The 25,476-nt window shown below is 44.5% G+C and carries 19 protein-coding genes; 8 read left to right on the top strand and 11 right to left on the bottom strand.

The genetic code is table 11. The features are described 5' to 3' along the window. Positions 1 to 39: 39 nt before the first annotated feature. Positions 40 to 2,481, top strand: coding sequence for a hypothetical protein (locus tag KO533_RS01595; protein WP_212600191.1), 2,442 nt, complete (start codon positions 40 to 42; stop codon positions 2,479 to 2,481). Positions 2,482 to 2,585: 104 nt separating this feature from the next. Here KO533_RS01595 and astB read toward each other — a convergent pair whose 3' ends face one another. After that, positions 2,586 to 3,920 carry an N-succinylarginine dihydrolase gene (gene astB, locus KO533_RS01590; RefSeq protein ID WP_131523320.1) on the bottom strand — a complete coding sequence of 445 codons (1,335 nt, stop codon included), beginning with the start codon at positions 3,918 to 3,920 and terminating at the stop codon, positions 2,586 to 2,588. 330 nt (positions 3,921 to 4,250) lie between these two features. Here astB and topA point away from each other — a divergent pair, with 330 nt between their 5' ends. Beyond that, a complete protein-coding gene (gene topA, locus KO533_RS01585; RefSeq protein ID WP_105252683.1) occupies positions 4,251 to 6,893 on the top strand; it encodes a type I DNA topoisomerase in 2,643 nt (880 codons plus the stop codon). A gap of 205 nt (positions 6,894 to 7,098) precedes the next feature. Here topA and zomB read toward each other — a convergent pair whose 3' ends face one another. Next, positions 7,099 to 7,878 carry a flagellar motor control protein ZomB gene (gene zomB / locus KO533_RS01580; RefSeq protein WP_028759720.1) on the bottom strand — a complete coding sequence of 260 codons (780 nt, stop codon included), beginning with the start codon at positions 7,876 to 7,878 and terminating at the stop codon, positions 7,099 to 7,101. A gap of 228 nt (positions 7,879 to 8,106) precedes the next feature. Between zomB and cysB the strand changes: the two genes are divergently transcribed. After that, entirely contained in the window at positions 8,107 to 9,090 is a 984-nt protein-coding gene (gene cysB / locus KO533_RS01575; protein ID WP_028759721.1) for an HTH-type transcriptional regulator CysB, read from the top strand. A gap of 63 nt (positions 9,091 to 9,153) precedes the next feature. Here cysB and KO533_RS01570 read toward each other — a convergent pair whose 3' ends face one another. The 4 genes from KO533_RS01570 to KO533_RS01555 form a co-directional block, all read right to left on the bottom strand. Then, entirely contained in the window at positions 9,154 to 9,816 is a 663-nt protein-coding gene (locus KO533_RS01570; protein WP_028759722.1) for a response regulator transcription factor, read from the bottom strand. 220 nt (positions 9,817 to 10,036) lie between these two features. After that, entirely contained in the window at positions 10,037 to 10,501 is a 465-nt protein-coding gene (locus tag KO533_RS01565; RefSeq protein WP_168825401.1) for an acyl-CoA thioesterase, read from the bottom strand. 179 nt (positions 10,502 to 10,680) lie between these two features. Next, a complete protein-coding gene (locus tag KO533_RS01560) occupies positions 10,681 to 11,745 on the bottom strand; it encodes a 3-deoxy-7-phosphoheptulonate synthase (RefSeq protein ID WP_219252611.1) in 1,065 nt (354 codons plus the stop codon). Positions 11,746 to 11,927: 182 nt separating this feature from the next. Beyond that, positions 11,928 to 12,740: a pyruvate, water dikinase regulatory protein gene (locus tag KO533_RS01555; protein ID WP_028759725.1), complete on the bottom strand. Its 813-nt coding sequence runs from the start codon at positions 12,738 to 12,740 to the stop codon at positions 11,928 to 11,930. Between the two features lie 124 nt (positions 12,741 to 12,864). Between KO533_RS01555 and ppsA the strand changes: the two genes are divergently transcribed. The 4 genes from ppsA (at position 12,865) to KO533_RS01535 (ending at position 19,532) form a co-directional block, all read left to right on the top strand. Then, on the top strand, positions 12,865 to 15,234 hold the full coding sequence (gene ppsA / locus KO533_RS01550) for a phosphoenolpyruvate synthase (RefSeq protein WP_028759726.1): 2,370 nt from the start codon (positions 12,865 to 12,867) through the stop codon (positions 15,232 to 15,234). Between the two features lie 98 nt (positions 15,235 to 15,332). Further along, on the top strand, positions 15,333 to 18,374 hold the full coding sequence (locus tag KO533_RS01545) for an FAD-binding and (Fe-S)-binding domain-containing protein (RefSeq protein WP_219252609.1): 3,042 nt from the start codon (positions 15,333 to 15,335) through the stop codon (positions 18,372 to 18,374). A gap of 123 nt (positions 18,375 to 18,497) precedes the next feature. Continuing rightward, positions 18,498 to 18,971: a DUF1285 domain-containing protein gene (locus KO533_RS01540; protein WP_219252606.1), complete on the top strand. Its 474-nt coding sequence runs from the start codon at positions 18,498 to 18,500 to the stop codon at positions 18,969 to 18,971. 144 nt (positions 18,972 to 19,115) lie between these two features. Next, positions 19,116 to 19,532 carry a MarR family transcriptional regulator gene (locus KO533_RS01535; protein ID WP_219235232.1) on the top strand — a complete coding sequence of 139 codons (417 nt, stop codon included), beginning with the start codon at positions 19,116 to 19,118 and terminating at the stop codon, positions 19,530 to 19,532. A gap of 136 nt (positions 19,533 to 19,668) precedes the next feature. Here KO533_RS01535 and KO533_RS01530 read toward each other — a convergent pair whose 3' ends face one another. Together KO533_RS01530 and KO533_RS01525 are read right to left on the bottom strand one after the other, a co-directional pair. After that, positions 19,669 to 20,013 carry a hypothetical protein gene (locus KO533_RS01530; protein WP_011789104.1) on the bottom strand — a complete coding sequence of 115 codons (345 nt, stop codon included), beginning with the start codon at positions 20,011 to 20,013 and terminating at the stop codon, positions 19,669 to 19,671. A 212-nt stretch (positions 20,014 to 20,225) separates the two neighbouring features. Then, complete coding sequence (locus tag KO533_RS01525; protein WP_173244498.1) at positions 20,226 to 21,260, bottom strand: Glu/Leu/Phe/Val dehydrogenase; 1,035 nt, start codon at positions 21,258 to 21,260, stop codon at positions 20,226 to 20,228. Positions 21,261 to 21,540: 280 nt separating this feature from the next. Here KO533_RS01525 and KO533_RS01520 point away from each other — a divergent pair, with 280 nt between their 5' ends. After that, positions 21,541 to 21,990 carry a DUF4826 family protein gene (locus KO533_RS01520; RefSeq protein WP_011789106.1) on the top strand — a complete coding sequence of 150 codons (450 nt, stop codon included), beginning with the start codon at positions 21,541 to 21,543 and terminating at the stop codon, positions 21,988 to 21,990. A 176-nt stretch (positions 21,991 to 22,166) separates the two neighbouring features. Here the strand turns inward: KO533_RS01520 and KO533_RS01515 are convergent, their stop codons facing one another. The 3 genes from KO533_RS01515 to hflD all read right to left on the bottom strand — a co-directional run bounded on the left by KO533_RS01515 (position 22,167) and on the right by hflD (position 25,476). Beyond that, positions 22,167 to 23,306, bottom strand: coding sequence for a cupin domain-containing protein (locus KO533_RS01515; RefSeq protein WP_219252604.1), 1,140 nt, complete (start codon positions 23,304 to 23,306; stop codon positions 22,167 to 22,169). Between the two features lie 152 nt (positions 23,307 to 23,458). Then, positions 23,459 to 24,829: an adenylosuccinate lyase gene (purB, locus tag KO533_RS01510; RefSeq protein ID WP_219252602.1), complete on the bottom strand. Its 1,371-nt coding sequence runs from the start codon at positions 24,827 to 24,829 to the stop codon at positions 23,459 to 23,461. 29 nt (positions 24,830 to 24,858) lie between these two features. Beyond that, the gene (gene hflD / locus KO533_RS01505; protein WP_219252600.1) at positions 24,859 to 25,476 is read right to left on the bottom strand and encodes a high frequency lysogenization protein HflD; all 618 of its coding nucleotides are present in this window, start codon (positions 25,474 to 25,476) and stop codon (positions 24,859 to 24,861) included.

The following is a 25,476-nucleotide window of genomic DNA, read 5'->3' as shown; positions in this document are numbered from 1 at the left end:
CGCTTAGGTATTATCATCAGAGTAACAGGGAGCCTGACAATGAAGTCAGCGTATAAGGTTTTTCTCGCAGGATTGTGTTCGCTTTTATTATCAGCATGTGGTGGTGGGGGCAGTATCTCTGATGATGGTTCCGGTACTCCGCCGACGCCAAGTGTCGTCACTGTCACTCTGAGTATTACTAATACGGATATTTCTGCTTTAGCACCTGCCACAGTATCAGCTAAAGTTGTTGATTCGAAACTCGGTTCCTTGGCTGGTGAATTAGTTACTTTTACTCTGAGTAATTCTAATATTGGGTCTTTTGATCCTAGTACGGCAACGGCATTAACGAATACCGAAGGTGTTGCTACTATTATTTTAAATACAGCAACTATTGCGGGTGCAGGTACTGTCACTGGCAAAGTTGATACTGGGGAGTCTGGGAAAATTGGTTTTGTGATGAAAGGTGATGGCGGTGAAGCGGGTGGAGGTGCACAAGTTAATTTAGCCTTAACTGATATTACAGGCTTACCTATTCAAACTATTACATCCTTAAATCCAGGTAAGTTAACTGCTACTATCACCGGCATTAATAAACCTACGATAGTGACCTTTGACAATGATATTGGGGACCTTCCTATCAAAACTGCTGTAACAAATAGTCAGGGAAAGGCTAGTGTTGATATTTATGCTGGTAATACGTTAGGTGCAGGAACTATCGTTGCCTCTTTAGCTAGTGGTGAAAAAGGTAATACAGTAGTGGTGGTTGGTGCTACAAATGTAGTCATGGGTAGTGGAAGTCCTTTTGTTGCTGGTAAAGCAAGTGTTAGTTCAAGTGATTTAACTGCAGGTGGCACCGCGACTATTTCTGTCGTTATCCAGGACGATCAAGGTAAGCCTTTTACCCAACCTGTGGATGTTAAGTTTTCATCGGCCTGTTCAACTAAATCATCACCAGAAGCCATAATAAGTTCACCCGTACCCTCTGTGAATGGCGTAGCTACAACGACTTACCTTGCAAAGGGCTGCGTTGGAGATGATCCTATTAATGTTACTGCTAACGCAGGTGGATTAAATCTTTCAGCTACGGGCACTATTAAAGTACTTCCTGCTAACGTGGGAAGCATTATATTTATGTCTGCGACACCGCAAAATATCGCCATTTTAGGTACAGGTGGCTCAGAATCTTCTGAAGTTAAATTTAAGGTACTTGACACAAATAGTAATCCGGTAAGTAACCAGTTAGTTAACTTTAGTTTGAACACTACGACGGGAGGCATAGTGCTTGACCCATCAAGTGCAACGACTAACAATCAAGGCATTGTTCAGACAGTTGTAAGAACAGGGACTGTTGCTACTTCGGTAAGAGTAACAGGCACTATTGCTGGCTCTTCGCCAGTTATTTCAAGTCAATCAAGTCAGCTCATCATCTCGACAGGGATACCCGATCAAGACAGTTTTTCACTTTCTGCAACAGTACTCAATGCTGAAGGTTGGAACGTTGATGGCACCAAAGTGACCGTTACTGCACGCCTAGCCGATGCATTCAATAACCCTGTTCCAGATGGCACAACAGTATCTTTTACCACTGAAGGTGGCTCTATTGAAGATGCTTGTCAGACTGTTAAAGGTACATGTAGTGTTGTTTGGACGAGTCAGTTAACTAGGCCTGAAGGGCAGTCTCTTATTGACGCAACAGGCGCATTAATTCGCAATCCTATTGCGATACTTGCGCCTAATTTAGGTAATTATTATGGCCAGAAATATGGTGGTCGAGCAACTATTACTGCAACTGCGATTGGCGAAGAATCCTTCCCAGATCTTAATGGCAATGGCCGCTTTGATTCTTCTGAAGCAACAGCATTTTTAACTCAAAAGGATGTAAGTGGTAAGCCATTTGATTTGGATGATGCTTTCAATGATTATAATGAAGATGGCATTTTTAATCCTCAGCAAGCGGGTGGACAAATTGGTGGGGAATTAGAAGAGTTAATTGATTTTAATTCTAATGGTGTTTTTGATATAAAAGATAGTAAATATAACGGTGTACTCTGCTCTGAGCCTGCACATGCTGCTTGTGCTGATGGTATTACAGATTCAAAATCACTATATGTGAGAGGCAGTTTAGTGATTGTCATGTCAGGAAGTACTGCTTATGCGACTCCGATTGCTGATGTGCTTATCGACGATAGTTACAGTATCAGCAAAGACCAACGTATTGACTTAATAGGTAAAGATGCCGCTACTGTTTATTTCACTATATCTGACTTACATAACCAACAAATGCCTGCTGGTAGTATTGTTAGATTTAAAGCAAGCGCAGGTTCTGTTGCTAGTAGTGCTCAATATATTTGGCCAAGTAGTAACTATAACGCGGGACGTGAGTTTAGTGTGACACTGAAAGGTGAAGAGCAACCTAATGCAGGTACTCTTATTGTTGAGGTTGAAACCCCTAATGGGTCAGTGACTCAGGTTCTATCTATTCCGATTAGAATCAGTTAGTTTTAAGGACCTTATCCAAATAAAAAGAGCATCTAAGGTGCTCTTTTTCTATTGTAGGTCTGTCGAATTTTATAATGATGTAGTTCCAGCGTTAGGAATAATTCCTAACGCTGGAACTGATACACGCTACCTAGTTTCATGATCTGTGTCAGTTCATCTAGAGCTGTTCGAGATTCGATGATTAGCTGAGGGTCTGCAAGATCTTGGGTGGTTAATCTGTCTCGATAATGTTTGTCTACCCAAAGGTTTAAACGAGTAAATAAAGCATCATTCATCAGAGTGTGTTGATTTACCGCTGCGACTTCCACTTCATTCATGGCGACACGTAAACGAAGACAGGCAGGGCCGCCACCGTTTTGCATGCTTTGTTTTACGTCGAAATAAAGCACTTGCTTAATCGGTGTGTTTAACGTGAGTAATTCGTTCAAATAGGCAAATACCGCGGGATTTTCTTGGCAATCTGTTGGGGCAATAATTGCCATTTCACCTGATGGCAACGTAATAATTTGAGTATTGAATAAATAGCTTTTGACTGCGTCGTTAATTGCTACTTTCGCGGTTGGCACTTCAATGAAATACAGCTCAGTGTCGAGTTTACGTTTAATTTCATCGATCTTATTCTGGGTATTTAAGAAGGCTTGTTCGTGGTAGAACAGGACATTTTGATTACCTACTGCGATAACATCGTTATGGAATACACCTTGATCAATCACATCAGGATTCTGTTGGATGAAGACGCAATTATCGTCTTCCAGCTGGTGTAAGCGTGCGACTGCCATCGATGCTTCTAAGGTTTGTCTTGCTGGATATTTTTGCGGTTTAGGGGCGTTGGGATTGGTGGCTTCTTGTCCATAAACAAACAGCTCAACACCAGCATGGCCGTATTCATTGCAGAGACGAGTGTGGTTAGCGGCACCTTCATCACCGAAGCTATTATGCTCAGGTAAGTGACTATGGTGATGAAAATAGTGGGGATCACTGAAAGTTGCTGTTAATATGCGCCCCGTTGTCAAAGGCTCGATGCTGCGATGCAGTTTATCGACTAAATTTGCTGGGGTAAAATGCAGTTTGCCGTCACGTGTATCTGCACTTGGTGAGACTGTAGCGGCATTGGCTGTCCACATACTGGAAGCACTGCAACAGGCATTAAGTAATATGGGCGCTTCTTTTGCCGCTTGTTTTAATACATTAGCATCAGAGCCAGAAAATCCAATTCGGCGCAATGTATAGAGGTCTGGGCGCTCTTGAGGAGCTAATATTCCTTGAACCATGCCCATATCGGCTAGTGCTTTGGCTTTTTGGAGTCCTTGTTTTGCAGCAGCTTTGGGGTTGGAAACTAAGGCGGCATTGCTAAGTGAGGCGACATTGCCAAAAGACAACCCTGCGTAATTGTGTGTTGGTCCAACGAGTCCATCAAAATTCGCTTCAAAGTGCTTCATTGCTTATCCTTGTGATAGGGAAAGTTATTATTTGTTCATATGGTCCCTGAGGGAACCCAGTATACTGAAGCTTTTCGAGTGCACAAGCGGACGGTTTTGTGCTCAAAGCGACTTTTTCACGATAAATGCATAACTATTTCTTGCTTGCTGGCAAATAATGAAATATTAGTTTTTAATTACGCATATTATATTTTTACATTTTTTCAACTTTGATTAAAAAGTGACTCGCTGGTACATATAAAAGAGGGATTAACTTGAAACTATCAGTACAACCCTCTATATATGGTGCCAATTTCCACCTTCTTGAGATTTTTTGGCGCAAATTAAACTATGGGTAAATCGCTAGTTATTGTCGAATCACCGGCCAAAGCTAAGACTATTAATAAATATCTTGGCAAAGAATTCATCGTTAAATCGAGCGTAGGTCACATCCGTGATCTGCCGACATCATCGACTTCAGAAGGCAATGAAAAGGTTAAATCCGCTGCCGAAGTTAAGAAGATGTCGCCAGAAGAAAAAGCTCAATATAAAAAGGTGAAAGATCAGCAAGCGCTAGTGTCTCGTATGGGCGTAAACCCTGAAAAGGGCTGGGCGGCTAAGTACCAAATTTTGCCGGGTAAAGAAAAAGTCGTTAAAGAGTTACAGGCACTTGCCGATTCTGCTGACCAAATCTATCTCGCAACCGACTTAGACCGTGAGGGAGAAGCTATCGCCTGGCATTTGCAAGAGGTGATTGGTGGTGATCCTTCACGGTATCAACGTGTTGTTTTCAACGAAATTACTAAGTCTGCGATTCAAGATGCTTTTAGTAAACCGTCGACACTCGACACTAACATGGTTAATGCCCAACAAGCGCGCCGCTTCTTAGACAGAGTTGTCGGTTTTATGGTGTCGCCGCTGCTGTGGAAAAAAGTTGCTCGCGGTTTATCCGCTGGGCGAGTGCAGTCGGTTGCCGTGCGTTTAGTGGTTGAACGCGAAAGCGAAATCAAAGCCTTTGTGCCTGAAGAATTTTGGGATGTACACGCAGAGCTCAATACGCCCGCTCAAGAAGCTTTGCGGATGGAAGTGGTTAAGCATCTAGATGCTGCCTTTAATCCTATCAATGAACAGCAAGCGATGGCTGCGGTTCAAGCGTTATCGGCAGCAAGTTTTACTGTGCTGGCCCGCGAAGATAAAGCGACTCAAAGTAAACCATCGGCTCCTTTTATTACGTCGACACTGCAACAGGCCGCGAGTACACGCTTAGGTTTTGGTGTGAAGAAGACCATGATGATGGCGCAGCGACTTTACGAAGCCGGTCATATCACTTATATGCGTACCGATTCGACCAATTTGAGTCAAGAAGCCGTTGAAAACTTGCGCGATATGATTGCCAAAGAATTTGGTGATAAGTATCTACCCGCCGAACCGATTCGATACGGATCAAAAGAAGGCGCACAAGAAGCTCACGAAGCGATTCGCCCATCAAACGTTCAAGTGCAAGCAGCGACCTTATCTGACATGGAACGTGACGCTCAGCGCTTATATGAGCTGATTTGGCGCCAGTTTGTCTCATGTCAAATGACACCTGCACAATATGATGCCACTAAGTTGACCGTAAAAGCGGGTGATTATGAGCTCAAAGCTACGGGACGCACTTTACGTTTTGATGGTTGGACTCGCGTACAAACAGCGCTTAAGAAGAAAAACGAAGAAGACAATACGTTACCATTCGTGGCTCAGGGCGATGTATTAGCATTAAAAGAATTGCAGCCTAAACAACACTTCACTAAGCCGCCAGCACGATACAGCGAAGCTTCTTTAGTAAAAGAATTAGAAAAACGCGGCATTGGCCGCCCATCAACCTACGCAACCATCATTTCAACGATTCAAGATCGTGGTTATGTAAAAGTCGAAAATCGTCGTTTCTATGCCGAAAAAATGGGTGAAATTGTCAGCGAACGATTGGTGAGCAGTTTTGCAGATTTGATGAGCTATGACTTTACCGCCAGCATGGAGCAAACATTAGATGATGTGGCTCGTGGCGAGTTAGACTGGAAAAAAGTACTCGATGGTTTCTATGCTGACTTTACTAAGCAATTAGAAAAAGCGGAGCTGGATCCTGAAGAAGGTGGCATGCGTCTTAACCAAATGGTGATGACGGATATCAAGTGCCCGACCTGTGGTCGTCCTATGGGGATCCGCACGGGAACGACTGGTGTTTTCCTTGGTTGCTCTGGTTATGAATTGCCCCCTAAAGAACGCTGTAAGACGACGATGAACCTCACGCCTGGCGTTGAGGCGATTAGCGAAAACAGTGAAGATGCCGAAACAGATGCACTGCGTGCGAAGCACCGTTGTAGTATTTGTGGCACGGCAATGGACAGTTACCTGATCGATGAGAAGCGTAAGTTACACGTCTGCGGTAACAATCCAATCTGTGAAGGCTATGAAGTCGAAGAAGGCCAATTCAAGATCAAAGGCTATGAAGGTCCACTGATTGAGTGTGATCGCTGTGGTCACGATATGGAACTGAAAAATGGTCGTTTTGGTAAGTATTTCGGTTGTACTAACGAGGAATGTAAAAATACTCGTAAACTGTTGAAAAATGGTGAGGCGGCGCCGCCAAAAGAAGATCCAATTTATTTACCCGAACTGAAATGCAGTAAATCGGATGCCCATTTCGTATTACGTGATGGTGCGGCGGGTATCTTCTTAGCGGCTAGTACTTTCCCTAAATCACGTGAAACCCGTGCGCCTCTGGTTGAGGAGCTGGTTCAATACCGTGAGCTGCTATGGCCTAAGTATCAGTATTTAGCGGATGCGCCAGTCACTGATGATGAAGGCAATAAGGCTGCGGTGAAGTTTAGCCGTAAGACGAAAGAGCAATACGTTGCGACTGAAGTCGATGGTAAAGCCACGGGTTGGTCTGCGCATTACGTCAATGGTAAGTGGGTGAGTGAATCTACCAAGAAGGCCAAGAAAGGCGCATAGCGACGGATTAAGCTAGCTTAACGCTATGAGAACAACAAAAAGCCAAGTCATATTTGACTTGGCTTTTTGTTTGCATTTTTTCGATATTAATTTGTTGCTATAGATAATAATTCAAACATGTTGAGTACTTTACACGCAATGACGCGGTAGCATGAGTGGCAAATGTGTCGCTAATTCAACTTAACGGTAAGCAAATAGAGACTGATCACCATTTCTTTTTAGGTTGAAACAGCATATCGATATCATCTTCTTCATTTTTAGGTCTAGGTGCACTGGGCTCAGATTGTTTCTGTGCACCCATAATTTCATCAAGTAATTGTTTAGCCTCATCGACTTTACGCCCAATGAAGGGATCATTAGGCGTTTGTGCCTTAATGGCGTGTAATGTTGATAGGGCTTTGGTTACCATTTGTTTTGATGAGCCATATTGCTTCATAAAGCTGGCCGCGCGGGCACGAGAAAGCATAGAATCGACATTAATTCTGAGCTGTAAACTGTCGATGCGGCTTTCTTCTTGAGCAAAAATGCTCGGATCAACTTTACCTTTATTATGCTCGGCTCTGAGTATCGCCTTTAATTTTTTTAAGGTTTGAACAAGCGCTAAAATTTGCTTGTCATTATCGGGTAGTCTGAAATTCTCAATTGGAGGAGTTTGAGGTTGTCCAGACTGTAAGCTTGTTATTTGATTATTGATATCGGCTAAGCGGCGTTGGTAGTCTGACTGTTGTTGGCCATTACTGATCGCTGTTGCAGATTGCAAGGCATCTTGTACACGCCGGTACAAAACCAACACTATATTCGTGCTACAAGGCATCATTCCTGTGTTTGATAACACAGTTTCAGTTTCATCGATAATTGCTCTTTGACGGGCAAATTCAATGCGACGCTCAGCCTCTACACGTTCTTTTTGTTGCTGTAATACGTTAATTCCGATAACAAGCAGTAAAAGCGCACCGATGAGGATCAGAACCAAGGTGAATGACATAGATGTTCCATTATTTATCCAATTGAGCTAATGCTACAATAAATCAATAAACTAGCATAGTTATCTTAGCCTAGGTTATCATTTCTGTCGTATGAATCTGTAGACTTGTGCTCTATATTCCTATTTGCTTTAATTTTTACTATATACTATAACGATTGATTATAGCTGAGAGTGCTTTGAGGGCTCAGTTGTTAATGGCATTTTGCGTGTTTGAGACAAGGAAATAAGATGAAACTGCAACAACTCAGGTATATTGCTGAGGTCGTAAAACATAACCTCAATGTATCGGCGACAGCTGAAAACTTGTATACCTCTCAACCCGGGATCAGTAAACAAGTTCGTATGCTTGAAGATGAGTTGGGGATCCAAATATTTGGTCGTAGCGGTAAGCATTTAACCCATGTCACACCTGCGGGTTTGCAAGTGATCAGCATTGCCAATGATATTTTAGGTAAAGTTGAAAGTATCAAAAAAGTGTCTGAAGAATATACTAAGCCAGATCAAGGTGAGTTAAATATTTCCACAACAGATACTCAGGCACGCTATGCATTACCGACGATAATTCGTCAGTTTATTGATCGCTATCCTAAAGTGAACTTGCATATGCACCAAGGGACACCGTCGCAGATCAGCGAACAGGCGGCTCGCGGTGATGCAGATTTTGCCATTGCGACCGAAGCAATGCATTTATATTCAGATCTGATCATGTTGCCTTGTTACCACTGGAACCGCTCTATCGTTGTGCCCAAAGACCATCCTCTTGCGACCCGCAATCAAGGCAGCTTGATTAGTATCGAAGATTTAGCCCGTTTCCCCTTAGTGACCTATGTCTTTGGTTTTGATCGTGCTTCTGAAATTGAGAAAGCGTTCAATCGGGCCAATTTAGAGCCGCGTGTTGTCTTTAGTGCGACCAGTGCCGATGTGCTTAAAACCTATGTTCGTTTAGGATTAGGCGTGGGTGTCATCGCGTCTATGGCCATTGATCCAAATGTTGATAAAGATTTAGTCGCTATTGATGCTGGTCATTTGTTTGCCCACAGTACGACTAAAATTGGTTTTAGGAAGGGCAGTTTCTTGCGCAGTTATATGTATGATTTTATTCAGCACTTTGCGCCGCATTTAACCCGTGATGTGGTGGAGAAAGCCGTAGCATTACGGGATCAACAGCTCATAGATGAAATGTTTGCCGATAAAAATCTGCCAATGCGTTAACTTGGATGATTTACAAACATAAAAATGCCGCTAATAAAAGCGGCATTTTTATGGGTTTAGCGATTAAGATAAATCGACTTTATCCATCTCGAGTTGCGCAAGGGCAATAACTGCTTGAGTGCGGTTGCGAACGCCAAGTTTTCTAAATATGGCAGTCGCGTGCGCCTTGATGGTCGCCTCAGACACGCCAAGATCGTAGGCTATTTGTTTATTTAATAACCCTTCGGCAAACATCTGCAACACTTTATATTGTTGCGGCGTGAGATCGGATAACTTGCTGGCCATTTTATCAATGGCATCGTCATTGATAGCAATAATCTCAGTGCCTTTAGGCAACCAAATATCACCGAATAACACCGCACTTAGCGCCTCTTTTAGGGTTTCCATTGAAGCTGATTTAGGGATAAAACCACTGCTGCCATAATGAATCGCACGGCTAATGGTATTGATATCCTCGTGGGCTGAAATCACCACAACGGGTAACTCAGGATAATGTGAGCGTAGGTGGATAAGCGTGGAATAGCCGTGGGACCCCGGCATCTGCAGATCTAACAGTACAAGATCGTAATCGACGCTTCGAACATCCAATACAGATTGCAGTGCGTCAGCACTATCGGCTTCAAACCACTGTGCATGCTCGAAAGCGCTGGTCAGCGCTTGACGTAGTGCATTTCTGAACAATGGATGATCGTCTGCGATAATAATATTTAAGTTTTCTAGCTTCATGGCTTTTATGATTATGTTCGGTGCGCGTGAAGATTGAACTCAATGTAACAGAAAAGTAATCAAGGATCCTATTGCTTTATTCAGGAATAAGGACAAAATTTTGATATGTTTCTGGTTGTTAGACTTTGGTCGGTGTTTTACAGGGAAAAAGATGGACCGTATCGTTTCAATTGAAAGCCCGAAAGTACGGGCTAACCTATACTTTAAAATCGTCTAAAAACTACCCATATGTCCACACTTTTGTGGGATTTCGTTGTTCGTCAACAGCAACAAAGGTGAACACACCACGTATGGCATGCTCTCGATGGTCTTGATACATGTCTTCGACATAGATGTTGACTTCAACTTTTAATGACGTATTACCTACATGGATCACACGAGCGATGAGTTCTGCTAGTGTGCCAGCTGGGATAGGCTTTTTAAAATCAATTCTATCGGAACTCACTGTGACTAAGGTTTTACGGCAGAAACGAGTTGCCGCAATAAAGGCTGTTTCATCCATCCACGCTAAAGCTTCGCCACCAAATAAGGTATTGTGATGGTTGGTGATTGAGGGGAATACTGCTTTAATCACGCGCGCTTCTGAGGAATCAATTCGAGTTTGAATCGCGTCAGGAAAGGGTGTTTCAGCGGCTTCGATTCGTGAGGTATTTTCGGTGTTTGTGGACATGGGGGTAAGCGACATACAGCAACCTAAGGTAATGCAGCAAAATAAGCTCGAATTATAAAGATTTTTGGTGGTTAAAGATAGAAAACTACAGGCTTTAACGTGCAGTAGGCATATGACTGAGGATAATGTCATGCGTCCAATAAAAAACCGAAATGAGATCGGTTTTTTATTGGACGATTTATTTTACTTCAGATTTATTTGGTTAACAGTGCTTTTCTTTCGCGGGAAGCCGCTGCGAGCTTACGTAGCAGAATTTCAGAGTCATCCCAATGCAAGCAGGCGTCGGTGATACTTTGGCCATAACAGAGTGGCTGGCCTTCAATGACTTTTTGATTACCTTCTTGCAAGAAGCTTTCAGCCATAATACCTGCGATAGCAGTGCTGCCAGCACGCATTTGAGTCATAATTTCATCGGCGACCATCAGCTGTTTGAGATGGTTCTTCTCACTGTTTCCGTGGCTGAAATCGATAACCATACGTTGAGTTACCCCAACAGATGCAAGCTGTTGACGCGCTTCTTCGATATCTTGTGCGTGATAATTAGGTTTTTTGCCACCACGTAGGATGATATGGCCAAACGGGTTGCCGTGGGTGCGATAGACCGCCATAGCGCCATCTTTATCCGGTGAATAGAAAACATGTGGCACTTGTGCGGCACGCACTGCATCAACGGCAATATTGATGTTCCCATCAGTACCATTTTTAAAACCAACGGGGCAAGACAGTGCCGAAGCCATTTCACGGTGGACTTGGCTTTCCGTAGTACGCGCACCAATAGCGCCCCAAGTAATGAGATCCGCTATGTACTGACCGTTCACCATATCTAAAAATTCGGTGGCGATAGGCAATTTTAATTCAGTGATTTGTTGCAGCAATTCGCGGGCAATGCGTAAACCTTTGTTTGGTTCGAAACTGCCATCGAGATCGGGATCTGAAATTAATCCTTTCCAACCGACAATTGTGCGGGGTTTTTCAAAATAGACGCGCATTAAGATACACAAGTCATCTTTCAATTCTTGGTGTAACGCGGCTAAGCGTTGAGCATAATCTAATGCCGCTTTAGTATCGTGGATTGAACATGGGCCTATGATCACTAATAGACGTTGGTCTTCACCCATAATGATGGCTTCGACTTCACGACGTTGCTGAACCAGATAATCGGCTGCATCTTGAGTTAATGGGAACTCAGATGCCAGTTGCGCAGGTGAGATGACTTTTGCTAATAAGGAAGTGCGTAGTTCGTCTGTTTTTATGGTCATTCAAAATACCGAGCTTGCGTGCGGCGCTTTTCGCCAGATTGCCTCGGATTATAACGAATCGAACCGAGTTGCACAGTGCCAATTGCGTTAATTGTCGGCAACTGTGCAATGAATTTGATTTAAGTTAGTTTCTTTTAGACTAAATTCACTCGGTTTCTTTTGCTGATTTTGGCTTATTAGGCTTAGAACATATGCCGTTCTAGGCCCGTGACATCTAATATTTTAGTGGCAATTTCTTCCACGGAATGATTAGTGGTGTCTATGTAAGGAATGCGTTCGCGTTTAAACAGCATTTCCACTTCTTTGACTTCTAAGCGGCACTGTTTGAGCGATGAATAGCGGCTATTCTCCATTCGACTCTGACGGATTTCATGTAAACGCACGGGATCAATCGTTAAACCAAACAGTTTTTTCTTATTGCGTTTCAGCGCTTCAGGTAACTTAAGGTTATCCATATCATCTTCGGTGAAAGGGTAGTTTGCCGCTTTTATACCGAACTGCATTGATAAATACAGGCTCGATGGCGTTTTGCCACAGCGAGAGACCCCAAGTAAAACCAGATCGGCTTGATCCATATGTTTCATGGTCTGGCCATCATCGTTATCCATGGCGAAATTAATGGCATCAATACGCGCTTCATAGCCGTGATTCGCTTTTCCATGGGTTCTATGTACAACTGGAGAGGCAGAAACACCTAAATGTTGTTCGAGTGGGGCCACAAAAGTATTCAAAAAATCATAATCAACCCCTTCACTCGAGTAGATGATGTCGCGGATCTCGGCTTTTACGATGGAATGGAATACTAACGGCCGCTCACCTGTTGTAATAAAACAATCATTAATTTGTCGCTTAACTTGCTCCGCTTTCGTCAATGTTTCGACAAATGGAATCGTAAGTGACTCAAATTCTAATGGAAATTGCGAGAGAACCGCATGACCAAAAACTTCAGCTGTGATCGCTGTCCCGTCGGAGATATAGAATACTTTTGGTGCCATACTGACCTCTTGTAGTAATAAAATTACAAATAAAATTATAGATTTACGCGTGTTCGACAGGAGTGTAAAATGCCGCTGCCCTCGTGTGAAGGGGCCACTGAAATAAACTTGCGGAGATAGAACTGTGCAGCAATACGTACTCTGGTATCAAGAATTAGGCATGGGTGACGTCAACTTGGTTGGCGGTAAAAATGCTTCTCTAGGCGAGATGATCAGCAATCTGGCCAATGCCGGTGTTCAAGTACCTGGCGGATTTGCGACAACTTCCCATGCGTTCAACGAGTTCCTTGAACAAAGCGGAGTTAACCAGAAGATTTATGACATTCTAGCCACACTGGATGTAGATGATGTCAATGCGCTGGCTAAAGTAGGTGCACAGATCAGACAGTGGGTTATTGACACTCCATTTCAACCAGCATTAGAGCAAGCGATTCGTGAAGCTTACGATAAACTTGCCGCTGAAACTAGCGAAGCGTCATTCGCGGTACGTTCTTCTGCAACAGCTGAAGATATGCCAGATGCCTCTTTTGCGGGTCAGCAAGAAACCTTCTTAAACGTAAAAGGATTTGAATCCGTACTGACAGCGATCAAGCATGTGTACGCTTCACTCTTTAACGATCGCGCTATCTCCTACCGTGTGCACCAAGGTTATGAGCACCACGGTGTTGCCTTGTCTGCTGGCGTGCAACGCATGGTCCGTTCAGACAAAGCCGCTTCAGGTGTGATGTTTACTATGGACACTGAATCTGGCAATAACGATGTGGTGTTTATCACTTCATCTTTTGGTCTGGGTGAAATGGTTGTTCAAGGCGCGGTAAACCCAGATGAATTTTATGTTCATAAACCTATTTTAGCCTTAGGTCACAAGGCTGTTGTGCGCCGTAATATCGGTAGCAAGCTCATCCAAATGGTGTATTCAGATGATGCTGCTCACGGCAAACAAGTCAAAATTGAAGACGTGACTGCTGACAAACGTCGTCAATTCTCTATCAATGACGCTGAAGTCGAAGAATTAGCCAAACAAGCCATGGTGATCGAAAAACATTACGGTCGTCCAATGGACATCGAATGGGCAAAAGACGGCAACGATGGCAAATTGTATATCGTTCAAGCGCGTCCAGAAACGGTTCGTAGCCGTGAAGATGTGCAATTGATTGAACGTTATCACTTAAAGAGCCGTGGCGCTGTGATCTGTGAAGGTCGCGCTATTGGCCATAAAGTGGGTACTGGCGTAGCCAAAGTATTAACGTCAATCGCCGATATGGATCAAATCCAACCTGGTGATGTGTTAGTGACAGACATGACAGATCCTGATTGGGAACCTATCATGAAGCGCGCAAGTGCTATCGTCACAAACCGTGGCGGTCGTACCTGTCATGCGGCGATTATCGCCCGTGAATTAGGTGTACCAGCAGTGGTGGGTTGTGGTGACGTGACTGACCGTATCAAGAATGGTCAAATCGTGACTGTTTCTTGCGCCGAAGGTGACACTGGCTTTATCTACGAAGGTAAACAAGAGTTTGAAGTGATTTCAAACCGTGTTGACTCTCTGCCTGCATTGCCAATGAAAATTATGATGAACGTGGGTAACCCTGATCGTGCATTTGATTTTGCCCGTTTGCCAAACGAAGGTGTGGGTCTAGCGCGTTTAGAATTCATCATCAACCGTATGATCGGCATCCATCCAAAGGCACTACTCGAATTCAATCAACAGGATGCAGCGCTGCAAACTGAAATCAACGAAATGATCGCTGGTTACGAATCACCTGTTGAGTTCTACATTGCTCGTCTAGTTGAAGGTATTGCGACTATTGGTTCAGCTTTCTATCCGAAGAAAGTGATCGTACGTATGTCAGACTTTAAGTCTAACGAATACGCAAACTTGGTTGGCGGTGACAGATACGAGCCAGAAGAAGAGAACCCAATGCTGGGCTTCCGCGGTGCGAGCCGTTATATCTCTGAATCCTTCCGTGACTGTTTTGCCCTTGAGTGTGAAGCGATCAAACGCGTTCGTAATGACATGGGTCTGAAAAACGTTGAAGTCATGATCCCATTCGTTCGCACAGTGAAAGAAGCTGAGCAAGTGGTCGGCCTGCTCAAAGAGCAAGGTTTAGAGCGTGGTAAAGACGGTTTACGTGTCATCATGATGTGTGAAGTGCCTTCAAACGCCCTGTTAGCAGACCAATTCCTTGAGCATTTCGATGGCTTCTCTATCGGCTCAAACGATTTAACTCAGCTGACACTCGGCCTTGACCGTGACTCAGGTATCATTAGCCATTTATTCGATGAGCGTGATGAAGCCGTTAAAATGCTACTTTCATTAGCCATTAAAGCGGCTAAAGCGAAGGGCGCTTACATAGGTATTTGTGGTCAAGGTCCTTCAGATCACGCTGATTTTGCAGCTTGGTTGGTAGAACAAGGCATAGATACAGTGTCATTAAACCCTGATACTGTGATTGATACTTGGTTGTATTTAGCCGAAGCGCACGGTTGATCTAGATAGTAATTTTATAAACTTGTTAAAAAAGCCGCTTTTTAGCGGCTTTTTTTTGTTTATAATGGCGCCATAACGATAATTGACAGAAGCCATCTATGCTACCCCTGCTATCACATCAACAAACATTAGAGCCAGTGTATTTGGCATACCTTGATGCACTGGAGCAAAGTGAGTATTCCGGTGATATAGACAAACGTTACAGCGCCCGTTTAGTGCAAGCCACCGACAACTCTGTATATCAATTCTTACCTCAAGCTGTGTTATATCCTAAAAATCAGCAGGATATTCAAATTGCATTGACGCTGGCTGCTACTGACGCATTTCGCAGCGTGACCTTCAGTGCGCGGGGCGGTGGTACGGGCACCAACGCACAATCTCTGACCCATGGTTTGATTTTGGATGTGTCGCGTTACATGAACCGTGTGCTCGAAGTGAATGCTGAGCAAGGTTGGGTGCGAGTTGAAGCTGGCGTGATTAAAGATGCGCTTAACGATGCATTGCGTCACCATGGATTCTTTTTTAGTCCCGATTTATCCACTTCAAACCGCGCCACTATTGGTGGCATGATCAATACCGATGCCTCGGGTGCGGGCTCACTGGTCTATGGTAAGACGTCAGATCACGTGCTAGCGCTGCGCAGTGTGCTGATCGATGGCAGTGTGCTGGATACGCATCCCCTAGACGCGGGACGACTGTGTAACCCCGATAATGTCAGTGATAATCCGCTGGGGCAGAAACTGATTTCTGCTGTGGCGGCGGTATGCCGTGAAAAGCGTACTCAGATTGAAAACCAATTTCCTAAGCTCAATCGTTTCCTCACTGGCTATGACTTAAAACATGTGTGGAACGACAAGCTGACGCAATTTGATTTATCACGAATTCTGACGGGCTCAGAGGGCACACTTGCGGTGATAACCGAAGCCAAACTTAATCTCACCCCGCTACCGACTGAGCGCGCAATGGTGAACATTAAGTACGATTCGTTCCAATCGGCATTGCGTCATGCGCCATCCTTAGTTGCCGCGCGGGCGACTGTGGTCGAAACCGTCGATTCAAAAGTGCTTAACTTAGCCCGTGAAGATATTGTCTGGCATTCGGTGGCTGATCTTATCCAAGAAGTGCCAGGTAAAGTTATTGATGGCCTCAATATGGTCGAATTTGCAGGTGACACGGTCGAAGTTGAGCAAAAGCTCGCGAGTTTGGAAGCTGTGTTAACTGAGCAGATCAGCAAAGGCGAGTGCGGTGTATTGGGTTACCAAGTGACGCAAGATAAGCCGAGTATCGAAAAAATTTACGGCATGCGTAAAAAAGCCGTTGGCTTACTCGGCGCCACTAAAGGTCGCCGTAAGCCTATCGCCTTTGCTGAAGATACTGCGGTACCGCCCGAAAAACTCGCCGATTACATTATGGAGTTTCGCGCGTTACTCGACGGGCATAATCTGCAATACGGTATGTTCGGCCATGTGGATGCGGGCGTGTTGCATGTGCGACCCGCGCTCGATATGTGCGATGTTGAAGATGAAAAATTACTACGAGTCATTTCTGATCAAGTCGCGGCACTGACACTTAAATACGGCGGCCTAATGTGGGGCGAGCACGGTAAAGGCGTGCGCGGTGAATACGGTCCAGCTGTCTTTGGTGATGAACTTTTCGGTGTGTTGCAAGATATTAAAGGTTTGTTTGACCCCGATAACCGACTCAATCCCGGCAAGCTGGTGGCGCCTAAAGATACAGGTGCCCTCTATTACGATGTCGACAGTGCTAAGCGCGGTAAGTTTGATCGACAAATCCCCGTTGATGTGCGTGATGCGTTCCCCGATGTGATGAATTGTAACGGTAATGGCCTGTGTTTTAATTACAGTAGCTATTCGCCCATGTGCCCATCGTTTAAGGTGACGGGTGACAGAGTGCAGTCGCCTAAGGGGCGTGCAGGGCTCATGAGGGAGTGGCTAAGACTGCTTGAGGCTGAAGGGGTTGATGTTAATGCCCTCGCAAAAGCGAAACCTTTTGGTATATTGCAGCGTATTCAAAATACCATCAATGCCAAACGTGATTATGATTACTCCCACGAGGTGATGGAATCGCTCAAGGGCTGTTTGGCCTGTAAAGCCTGCTCTGGACAATGTCCGGTCAAAGTGGATGTGCCTAAGTTTAGGGCGCAGTTCTTCAATATTTACTATCAACGCTATTTAAGACCCGCGAAAGACTATCTCGTTGCAGGGATTGAAGATAGCTTACCACTGATGGCTGCGGCACCGCGTCTCACTAACTTTGTTGCACAAAATCCATTGAGCCAATGGGTTATTAAACAGGCGATTGGTTATGTGGATGCGCCTGCGTTATCTGTGCCGACTTTGAAGCAAAGACTCGATGGTCATGCTAGCCGCGGTTACGACTTAGCTGCGTTGCAAGCGATTCCTGAAGAGAAGCGCTCGCAGTTTGTGTTGGTGGTACAAGATCCCTTTAACAGTTTCTATGATTCAGGTCTTGTGCTGCGCTTTATCCAATTGATTGAAAAACTCGGCTTAAAGCCGGTGTTATTGCCCTACAAACCCAATGGTAAGCCAACACATATCAAGGGATTTTTAGATAAGTTTGCTAAAACGGCGCAGTCGAGTGCGGACTTTCTGAACCAAGTCCATAAACTGGGCATGCCCATGGTCGGTATCGATCCTGCCTTAGTCTTGTGTTATCGCGATGAATACCGTGAAGTTTTAGGGGCTAATCGCGGTAATTTTGAGGTTAAGTTAGCCAACGAATGGCTACTGAATGTCATCAAAGATTTACCTGCAAAAGCTGCGCAAGGTAAGCAATATACTTGGTTTAGTCATTGTACCGAATCGACGGCCAAGCCAAATACCGCCAATGAGTGGACTAAAATCTTTGCCCATTTTGGCGCTAAGTTAACCGCAGTCAATTTAGGTTGTTGTGGTATGGCGGGAACCTATGGTCATGAGGCAGAAAACCTCGAGCGCTCTAAGGCCTTGTTCGACATGTCTTGGCAGCAAACGTTAGCAAAAATTGAGCAGCCGCAAGTGTTAGTGTCTGGCTATTCGTGCCGTAGTCAGGTAAAACGTTTTGCCGGTTACAAGCCAAAGCATCCACTTGAGGCCTTACTTGAGTTAGTAAACGCATAATGGTCCTTATTACTTAAATTGACCAGCAAGGCCGTAATTATCCTCACTGGTATATCCAAGTGTTGAATGTCACACTAAAGCCAGCCGCAAGGCTGGTTTTTTTTATGGATGATGGAGTCCTAGATGGAAAAGATGACTGACAGTATTCAACACACGCTCAAACAATTCGCCGCTGATAGTAGGCTAACCTCGGTTGCGCCATTGTGCAGTGAAGTCCCATTGTTTGACATTAACGCCTTGGGTGATTGGACATATCTAGGCACATCGCTGCCAGCCAAGTTTGCTAAGTTGTTCGCCAGTATTTTGCATTGCATCGATGATGAGTATTTCTTAATTACCCCAGTGGAGAAGGTGCGAGTGCGGGTTGAAGATGCCCCCTTACTGATTGTCGATTTCGAGCGAGCGCAACCCCATTCGCTGCTCAATGTAAGAACCAGCATTGAAACACAGCACCACAAAGTCGATATAAAACAGATGAAGCTCACCGATGACAGTGTTTATTTGCCGCTTGAGCGCGGTTTATGGGGCAAATTAGGTCGGGCCTGTTACTATAATTTTGTGAATGAATTCAATTTATCTGATCTAGATGAGGAATGAGCTCGTAGGTTAATCGCATAATTTGCTGTGGTCTAAGCTAGTTTATTATGGGTTAAGTGGTAGTATTAAAACTAACTCTGGGTTCCTATGATGGCGTGCAGAGTAAGTGAAAACGCGTTAAACCTTTGCTGTAGGAGGTGCTGTTTGAATCGTCATGAAAGCTTAGGCTATCTTGTATCCCACTTAAATATCGAGCTGCAAAATGAGCTTGATCTGCAACTTAAGCGATATCAACTCGATATAAAACTGTGGCCTGTGCTGTTTGCTTTGTGGCAAGAAGAGGGCATAAGCCAAACTGAACTTTCTAAGCGTTGCGATGTGGCAAATTACACTATGACGCGGCTACTGGATCAGTTACAGGTGCAAGGTCTTATTACTCGCCATCAAGAAGTCGATAATCGGCGTGCCTTCCAAATCTTTTTGACCGATGAAGCCAAAGCATTAGAGCAAGATCTTATTTGCGAAGCTGAGCGGGTCAATGAAAAATTCCTGTCAAATCTAAGTGAAGATGAACAACAGACATTCATTTTACTATTAAATAAAATCAACCGTTTGGCTTGAAATGTTGAATCTAATGGGTATGGAGGGAAACTGTGGTTTAGCCGTTTTCACTGCTATCTGTATGTGGTTATCTAAATCATTTTCCCAGTTTAATCCCACCCACTATGCCTCACTTTGCGGGATTAAACTGGTTTGATTAATTCAAGTAAAGTGCAAAGACGCAAAGCAGACTGACGGCTATCACTGAGTGCTGTAAATAACGCCGGCTGGCTAATAAATTTTCTTTGCCTTGTTTTAGGCTAGCGACGAGTCTATGTTGCTTATAAATTCGGCACATGAGTTCATCAGTTTGGGGATCGATAAGCAGTTCAAACTTGCAAGGCGCGCCGTCTTTAAGCTGAATGGTATGCTCGCTTTGAGGCTTAAAGTTAAGCTTGTGCGACACCATCTGGCCATTAACGAAGACCCGCTCTAAACCACTCCAATTGCTGGCTTGCAGTTCTACCACATCTTGGTTGAGATCATATTTGAAACGGATCATAGCGCTATCCTGTGCTGGGACCTGATAGACTAATTCAAGCAGACAAATATGACGTTTTCCAGCGTGATTAAATGAATATTCTGTGTCGAAATTAAAAGCGCGGCTAAACCATGAGCTTAGTGATAGATTAAATTTTAGATAACAAAAAAGCGACCAGAGGTCGCTTTTTTCAATATTTGACGGGCATAAAAAATAATAAACGCGTAGAAAAATTACTGCTTAGCGGCTTCGATAATGGCTTTCGCCATTTCATCAGCCACGGCGCCGGTTGTACGGTTCTGCGCATCGGCTTGGCTGAATATTTTCAGCAGCGTGTTGTAAATTTCTTCTACTTTAGCCGTCGATTTTGCTGCGTCGTAATCTTTTTCGAACGACACGTTGATAATGCCGCCTGCGTTGATCACATAGTCTGGCGCGTACAGTATGCCCATTTCTTTCAGTTGTTCACCGTGGCGTACTTCGGCTAATTGGTTGTTGGCACAGCCAGCAACAATTTTGGCTTTCAGTTGCGGTAAGGTCGCATCGTTTAAGGTTGCGCCAAGGGCACAAGGGGCATACACATCCACATCTTGCGCGTAGATTTCTTGAGGCGCGACAACAATGGCACCAAAGTCGGTAGCGACTTTATCTAACGAGGCTTGATGAATGTCGGTAACAATCAGTTCAGCGCCTTCGTTATGCAAGTGTTTGCACAGGTAATAGCCAACGTGACCGACGCCTTGAACGGCGATTTTAAGGCCTCTTAGGCTGTCTAAACCAAGTCTATGTTTAACCGCAGCTTTGATGCCTAAATAAGTGCCAAGGGCTGTGAACGGTGATGGATCGCCACTTTTGCCTTCAAGACCCGCCATATAAGGGGTTTCTTCATGGGCGATCATAATATCAGCCGTAGTAGTGCCAACATCTTCCGCTGAATAGTAGCGGCCACCTAGGCTGTTAATCAAACGGCCAAAGGCGCGGAATAGGGCTTCGCGATCTTGTCTTTTCGGATCGGCAATGATCACGGATTTACCACCGCCCATGGTTAAACCTGCTAGGGCATTTTTATAAGTCATGCCACGAGAAAGGCGTAATACGTCAGTCAGGGCTTCATCATCCGATTGGTAATTCCACATCCTACATCCACCCACGGCAGGACCAAGGTTGGTATTATGGATGGCGACAATGGCCTTTAAGCCACTTTCTTTATCATGACAGAATACAACCTGTTCATGTTCGTCAAAGGATACATGATTAAATACAGCCACGTGAATTTCTCCGCTATACACAATGAAAAAGCCGACGAGGTGAGCCTCTATCGACTGCTTGTTATATTTATTGCAGAACCATAGCATTTAGCGATACTCTCAACCATGCATAATGACCGAATAAATACATTATTTGTGGCAATTTAGCTTTCCACTTTACGTAAACGTAAGCTTTGCGATTAAGAATGGATTGTACTGAATTTAACGTAACGAATAGAATGAATCGCGTACTGATCCCAAGAATTAGGCTCGCGTTATAACAATAAGATAGGACGGAAGTATGACTGAACAAGCTGTCGACCAAACTCAACAAAATTTATCAGCTGAAGAAATAGAAAAGCTGCGTCAAGAGTGGGTCAGAACTCAATTTCAAAAAGCCAATCGTTTTCTCGCTGAAAAAGGCGTGATCCCAAGCAAAGTCCTAGCCGATGAAAGCCGTTATCTTGCACCTTATATGGCGATTTGGAAGATGGAATCAAAGCGTCCAAGCAACAAAACCTATTGGGTGATGTCAGGTGATTTACCGTCGGATTTTGTCGATGTGAAAGTGGCGGCGACGGCCCGTGATGCCGTGCGTCATTTCTCTATGATGTGGCAAATGCAGGCGGAAAACTTAGTGCGTTCGGGTGCAACCCGTGATGCCACTCAGGCTAAATTTGCTCAACTATTAGTATCGCGTGCCGAGAGTTTATATCGTATGCACAATGACGATAAACTGTGGAATGCTTAAACTCAAATGAGTTGAGGATTGTATTTAGATAGTATTGAGTTAATACAGTCACTTGTGTTGATTGATACTGATAATTGAAATAACAATAAGGCACTCAGTTGAGTGCCTTTTTTATACTGACTTTTATGTTGATTTCCTATGTTAAGAACAAGGTCATCGAACAAAGTCGATAGGGCTTATTCTTCGCTGTCGCTCAAGTAGTAGAAACCTTGATTGATGAGTTTCAACAGTAAGGCTTGGACTTCTTCATGCTGACATATTTCAGTCGCTTCATCGGCGTTTAAGCAGACGTAATCGCTCAACTGTGCGATTACGTCTGCCGGTGTTTGGGGCAGTTCGTGTACATCACCATTGATGAATAATCGCGGCGTGGCGTCATTTTCAAGGCGCAATACTTTCAAACCACCGATACGGCTCACTCCAGCACCTTGGGCGAAGGCATCTTGCAAATCTTCCATGCTGTAAGCTTCTTCGCCTTCACACAAATCAAGCTCGAAACGGTTTTGACTAAGCAACTTGCCCAACACGATTTGGTAGCTATTGGGATCTTGGCTCAGCTGGCTCAAGAGTGACATGATGCCCACTTGATGGTCTTGGCTGACGATACCGGCTGAACTCGGTTCAGTTTGCGAGGTGAAACGCTGCTGACCTAAGTTATTGTCGAGCAAATAATCGGCGACTTCACTGACTAATTCTTGCTGGCTAGGAGCGCGGAAACCAATCGAGTAACTCATTGCCACAGTTAGGGTTTCGCCGCAATGCGGGTAACCGGGTGGAATATAAAGCATGTCGCCTTTTTCTAACACTACATCGATAATGGGCGTAAAGTCTTCAACCAGCGGCGAGTTGGGATTGCCACCACGGCGTTGTTGCGGGGTATTGTCACCCACAGTCCAGCGACGCTCACCTTCGCCTTGAATGATAAACACATCGTAGTTATCGACGTGCGGGCCGACACCGCCACTTGGGGTTGCAAATGATGCCATCAAGTCATCGAAGCGCCAGTCAGGTAAAAAACGTAGAGCTTCAACTAATGGTTGCGAATCTGGATACCAATGGTTGACTGCTTGCACTAATAACTGCCAATGGGTTTCGCCATAGCTGTCGTAATCTTCAAACGGACCTTGCACCACTTCCCAATCATTGTCTTTGGTGACGACGATGCGTGAAGAGATTTCTTCTTCGCAGGCAAGGCCTGCTAATTCATCGGCGCTGATCGGATCTTCAAACTGTGGAAATGCTTTTTTGATCAACAGGGGTTTCTTTTGCCAGTATTCACTAAGAAACTGGGCGATATCGAGATTGAGTGTATACATAGTGTTAAAAAAGGCGACCACATCGCGGTGATGTGGGTCGCCTTAATCCTTATTTCTGTTTAAGAAAGAGTATTGTCCGTCGCCAACTTCAGTTAATAACTAATTTCAGTCAATAGCTTAATATCAGTTAATCGCCAATTTTAATTAATAACTTACTTCAGTTCGTCGACAAACGTTTCGGCGCGACCAATGTAATTGGCTGGCGTCATTTTCTTCAGTTCAGCTTTCACTGAGTCTGGTAATTCAAGTCCGTCAATAAACACTGACAGTTGCTGCGCGTCGATACGTTTACCGCGCGTCAGTTCTTTTAATTTTTCGTATGGCTTTTCAATACCATAACGACGCATCACAGTTTGTACGGGTTCTGCTAACACTTCCCAGTTGTGATCTAACTCATCACGCAGATGCGCTTCGTTAACTTCTAACTTGCTGATACCTTTTAAGGTCGCTTGATACGCGATCAACGCATGGGCAATACCCACGCCTAAGTTACGCAGCACAGTTGAGTCAGTTAAGTCACGTTGCCATCTTGATAACGGCAGCTTAGACGCTAAATGTTGCATCAGGGCATTAGCGATACCTAAGTTACCCTCAGAGTTTTCAAAATCGATGGGGTTAACTTTGTGCGGCATAGTCGATGAACCGATTTCACCGGCGATAGTGCGTTGTTTGAAGTGACCTAGGGCGATGTAACCCCAAATATCACGGTCAAAGTCAATCAGCACAGTGTTGAAACGGGCAACTGCATCAAATAATTCGGCAATGTAATCGTGTGGCTCGATTTGCGTCGTGTAGGCATTCCAGTGCAAGCCAAGGCTAGTCACAAAACGCTCAGACAGCTCATGCCAGTTAACTTCAGGATAGGCTGACAGGTGAGCATTGTAGTTACCTACGGCACCGTTCAGTTTGCCCATGATTTCAACATTGGCGATTTGTTTGATTTGACGTTCAAGGCGCACTGCGACGTTCGCCATTTCTTTACCGAGCGTCGAAGGTGACGCGGGTTGGCCATGGGTACGTGACATTAATGGCACAGAGCGATATTCAATCGCCAGCTTTTTAATTGCCGTCAGCAACTCGTTGCAGTAAGGCAGTAATACATGCTCACGGGCTTCAGTCAGCATTAAACCGTGGCTTAAGTTATTGATATCTTCAGAAGTACAAGCAAAGTGAACAAACTCACCCACAGCGGCTAATTCGCTATTGCCCGCGATTTTTTCTTTAATGAAGTATTCAACCGCTTTTACATCGTGGTTAGTGGTGCTTTCGATAGACTTAACACGCAGCGCATCTTGTTCGTTGAAATTGTCTTTAATGCCATCGAGTACGGCGATAGCTGACGCGCTCAATGTTGGCACTTCGCTAATGTCTGGACAGTCGGCTAACAGTTTTAGCCAATTGATTTCAACCTGAACACGGTACTTGGTAAGACCGAACTCGCTGAAAATCCCTCTCAATGACGCGGTTTTACTACCATAACGACCGTCTACCGGAGAGATAGCAGTTAGTGCGGAAAGATCCATGTGTAGCTCCTTGATGAACGCTAATTTTATTATAGGGTAAGACTTTTCTTGGCTGTATCGACTATGGCTTTGCGGGCGAAGACTAAGTGTCGACGTTTACCGCCCAACTGACGCCACAGTACTGCGCTGCGTATAGCGGCAAGCAGCAGAGCACGAATTTTATGTTGTACAATAGGGCGCTGCAAACACACAGGATTACCCGATATTTGGATTTTTGGCCCTAAATTACTGATGATGTCACTGTAAATGCTGGCAAGATTGGCAACAACTTGCTCATCTGTGATGGCAAAATGATGTAGCTGGCGATTCACTTGATTAATACGTTCAGCCAACATGCCTAAGCCACTGTTAGAGCGCACGAGTTTACGCTCAAGGGCAAGCACGCCCACTAAATAGCGAGTGATTTCAACATCTTTTTGGCTGCTGTCACCGAGCTGGTTCAGGATCAGCTTATAGCCTTTTTGCAATACGATTTTATCTTGGTAGACATCGGGCGTATTGTCAGGATTGGTGACGAGAATGGTGTTTAAGCTCGCTGCGAGCTCGGCATTATCCAATTCGTCATGGCGCGCTAAATGTTGAACTTGGGCAATGGCTTGCAGTATGCCTGCAAACGCCATAGTCCGATTAATGAGTTGCTCGTTCAC

Origin of the sequence: Shewanella sp. NKUCC05_KAH, from assembly GCF_019345585.1 — a bacterium.
Lineage (GTDB): Bacteria > Pseudomonadota > Gammaproteobacteria > Enterobacterales > Shewanellaceae > Shewanella > Shewanella oncorhynchi.
Note: the sequence above shows the minus strand (reverse complement) of the source record. Positions and strands in the feature narration are given on the sequence as shown.

What these genes read in the sequence shown, in the direction of transcription:
- zomB (WP_028759720.1), bottom strand. Translation starts at nt 7,878, where the DNA reads ATGTCATTCACCTTGGTTCTGATCCTCATCGGTGCGCTTTTACTGCTT.
- KO533_RS01560 (WP_219252611.1), bottom strand. Translation starts at nt 11,745, where the DNA reads ATGACCATAAAAACAGACGAACTACGCACTTCCTTATTAGCAAAAGTC.
- astB (WP_131523320.1), bottom strand. Translation starts at nt 3,920, where the DNA reads ATGAAGCACTTTGAAGCGAATTTTGATGGACTCGTTGGACCAACACAC.
- KO533_RS01565 (WP_168825401.1), bottom strand. Translation starts at nt 10,501, where the DNA reads ATGTCGCTTACCCCCATGTCCACAAACACCGAAAATACCTCACGAATC.
- KO533_RS01520 (WP_011789106.1), top strand. Translation starts at nt 21,541, where the DNA reads ATGACTGAACAAGCTGTCGACCAAACTCAACAAAATTTATCAGCTGAA.
- KO533_RS01545 (WP_219252609.1), top strand. Translation starts at nt 15,333, where the DNA reads ATGCTACCCCTGCTATCACATCAACAAACATTAGAGCCAGTGTATTTG.
- KO533_RS01530 (WP_011789104.1), bottom strand. Translation starts at nt 20,013, where the DNA reads ATGATCCGTTTCAAATATGATCTCAACCAAGATGTGGTAGAACTGCAA.
- KO533_RS01570 (WP_028759722.1), bottom strand. Translation starts at nt 9,816, where the DNA reads ATGAAGCTAGAAAACTTAAATATTATTATCGCAGACGATCATCCATTG.
- topA (WP_105252683.1), top strand. Translation starts at nt 4,251, where the DNA reads ATGGGTAAATCGCTAGTTATTGTCGAATCACCGGCCAAAGCTAAGACT.
- purB (WP_219252602.1), bottom strand. Translation starts at nt 24,829, where the DNA reads ATGGATCTTTCCGCACTAACTGCTATCTCTCCGGTAGACGGTCGTTAT.
- KO533_RS01515 (WP_219252604.1), bottom strand. Translation starts at nt 23,306, where the DNA reads ATGTATACACTCAATCTCGATATCGCCCAGTTTCTTAGTGAATACTGG.
- cysB (WP_028759721.1), top strand. Translation starts at nt 8,107, where the DNA reads ATGAAACTGCAACAACTCAGGTATATTGCTGAGGTCGTAAAACATAAC.
- KO533_RS01595 (WP_212600191.1), top strand. Translation starts at nt 40, where the DNA reads ATGAAGTCAGCGTATAAGGTTTTTCTCGCAGGATTGTGTTCGCTTTTA.
- KO533_RS01555 (WP_028759725.1), bottom strand. Translation starts at nt 12,740, where the DNA reads ATGGCACCAAAAGTATTCTATATCTCCGACGGGACAGCGATCACAGCT.
- KO533_RS01540 (WP_219252606.1), top strand. Translation starts at nt 18,498, where the DNA reads ATGGAAAAGATGACTGACAGTATTCAACACACGCTCAAACAATTCGCC.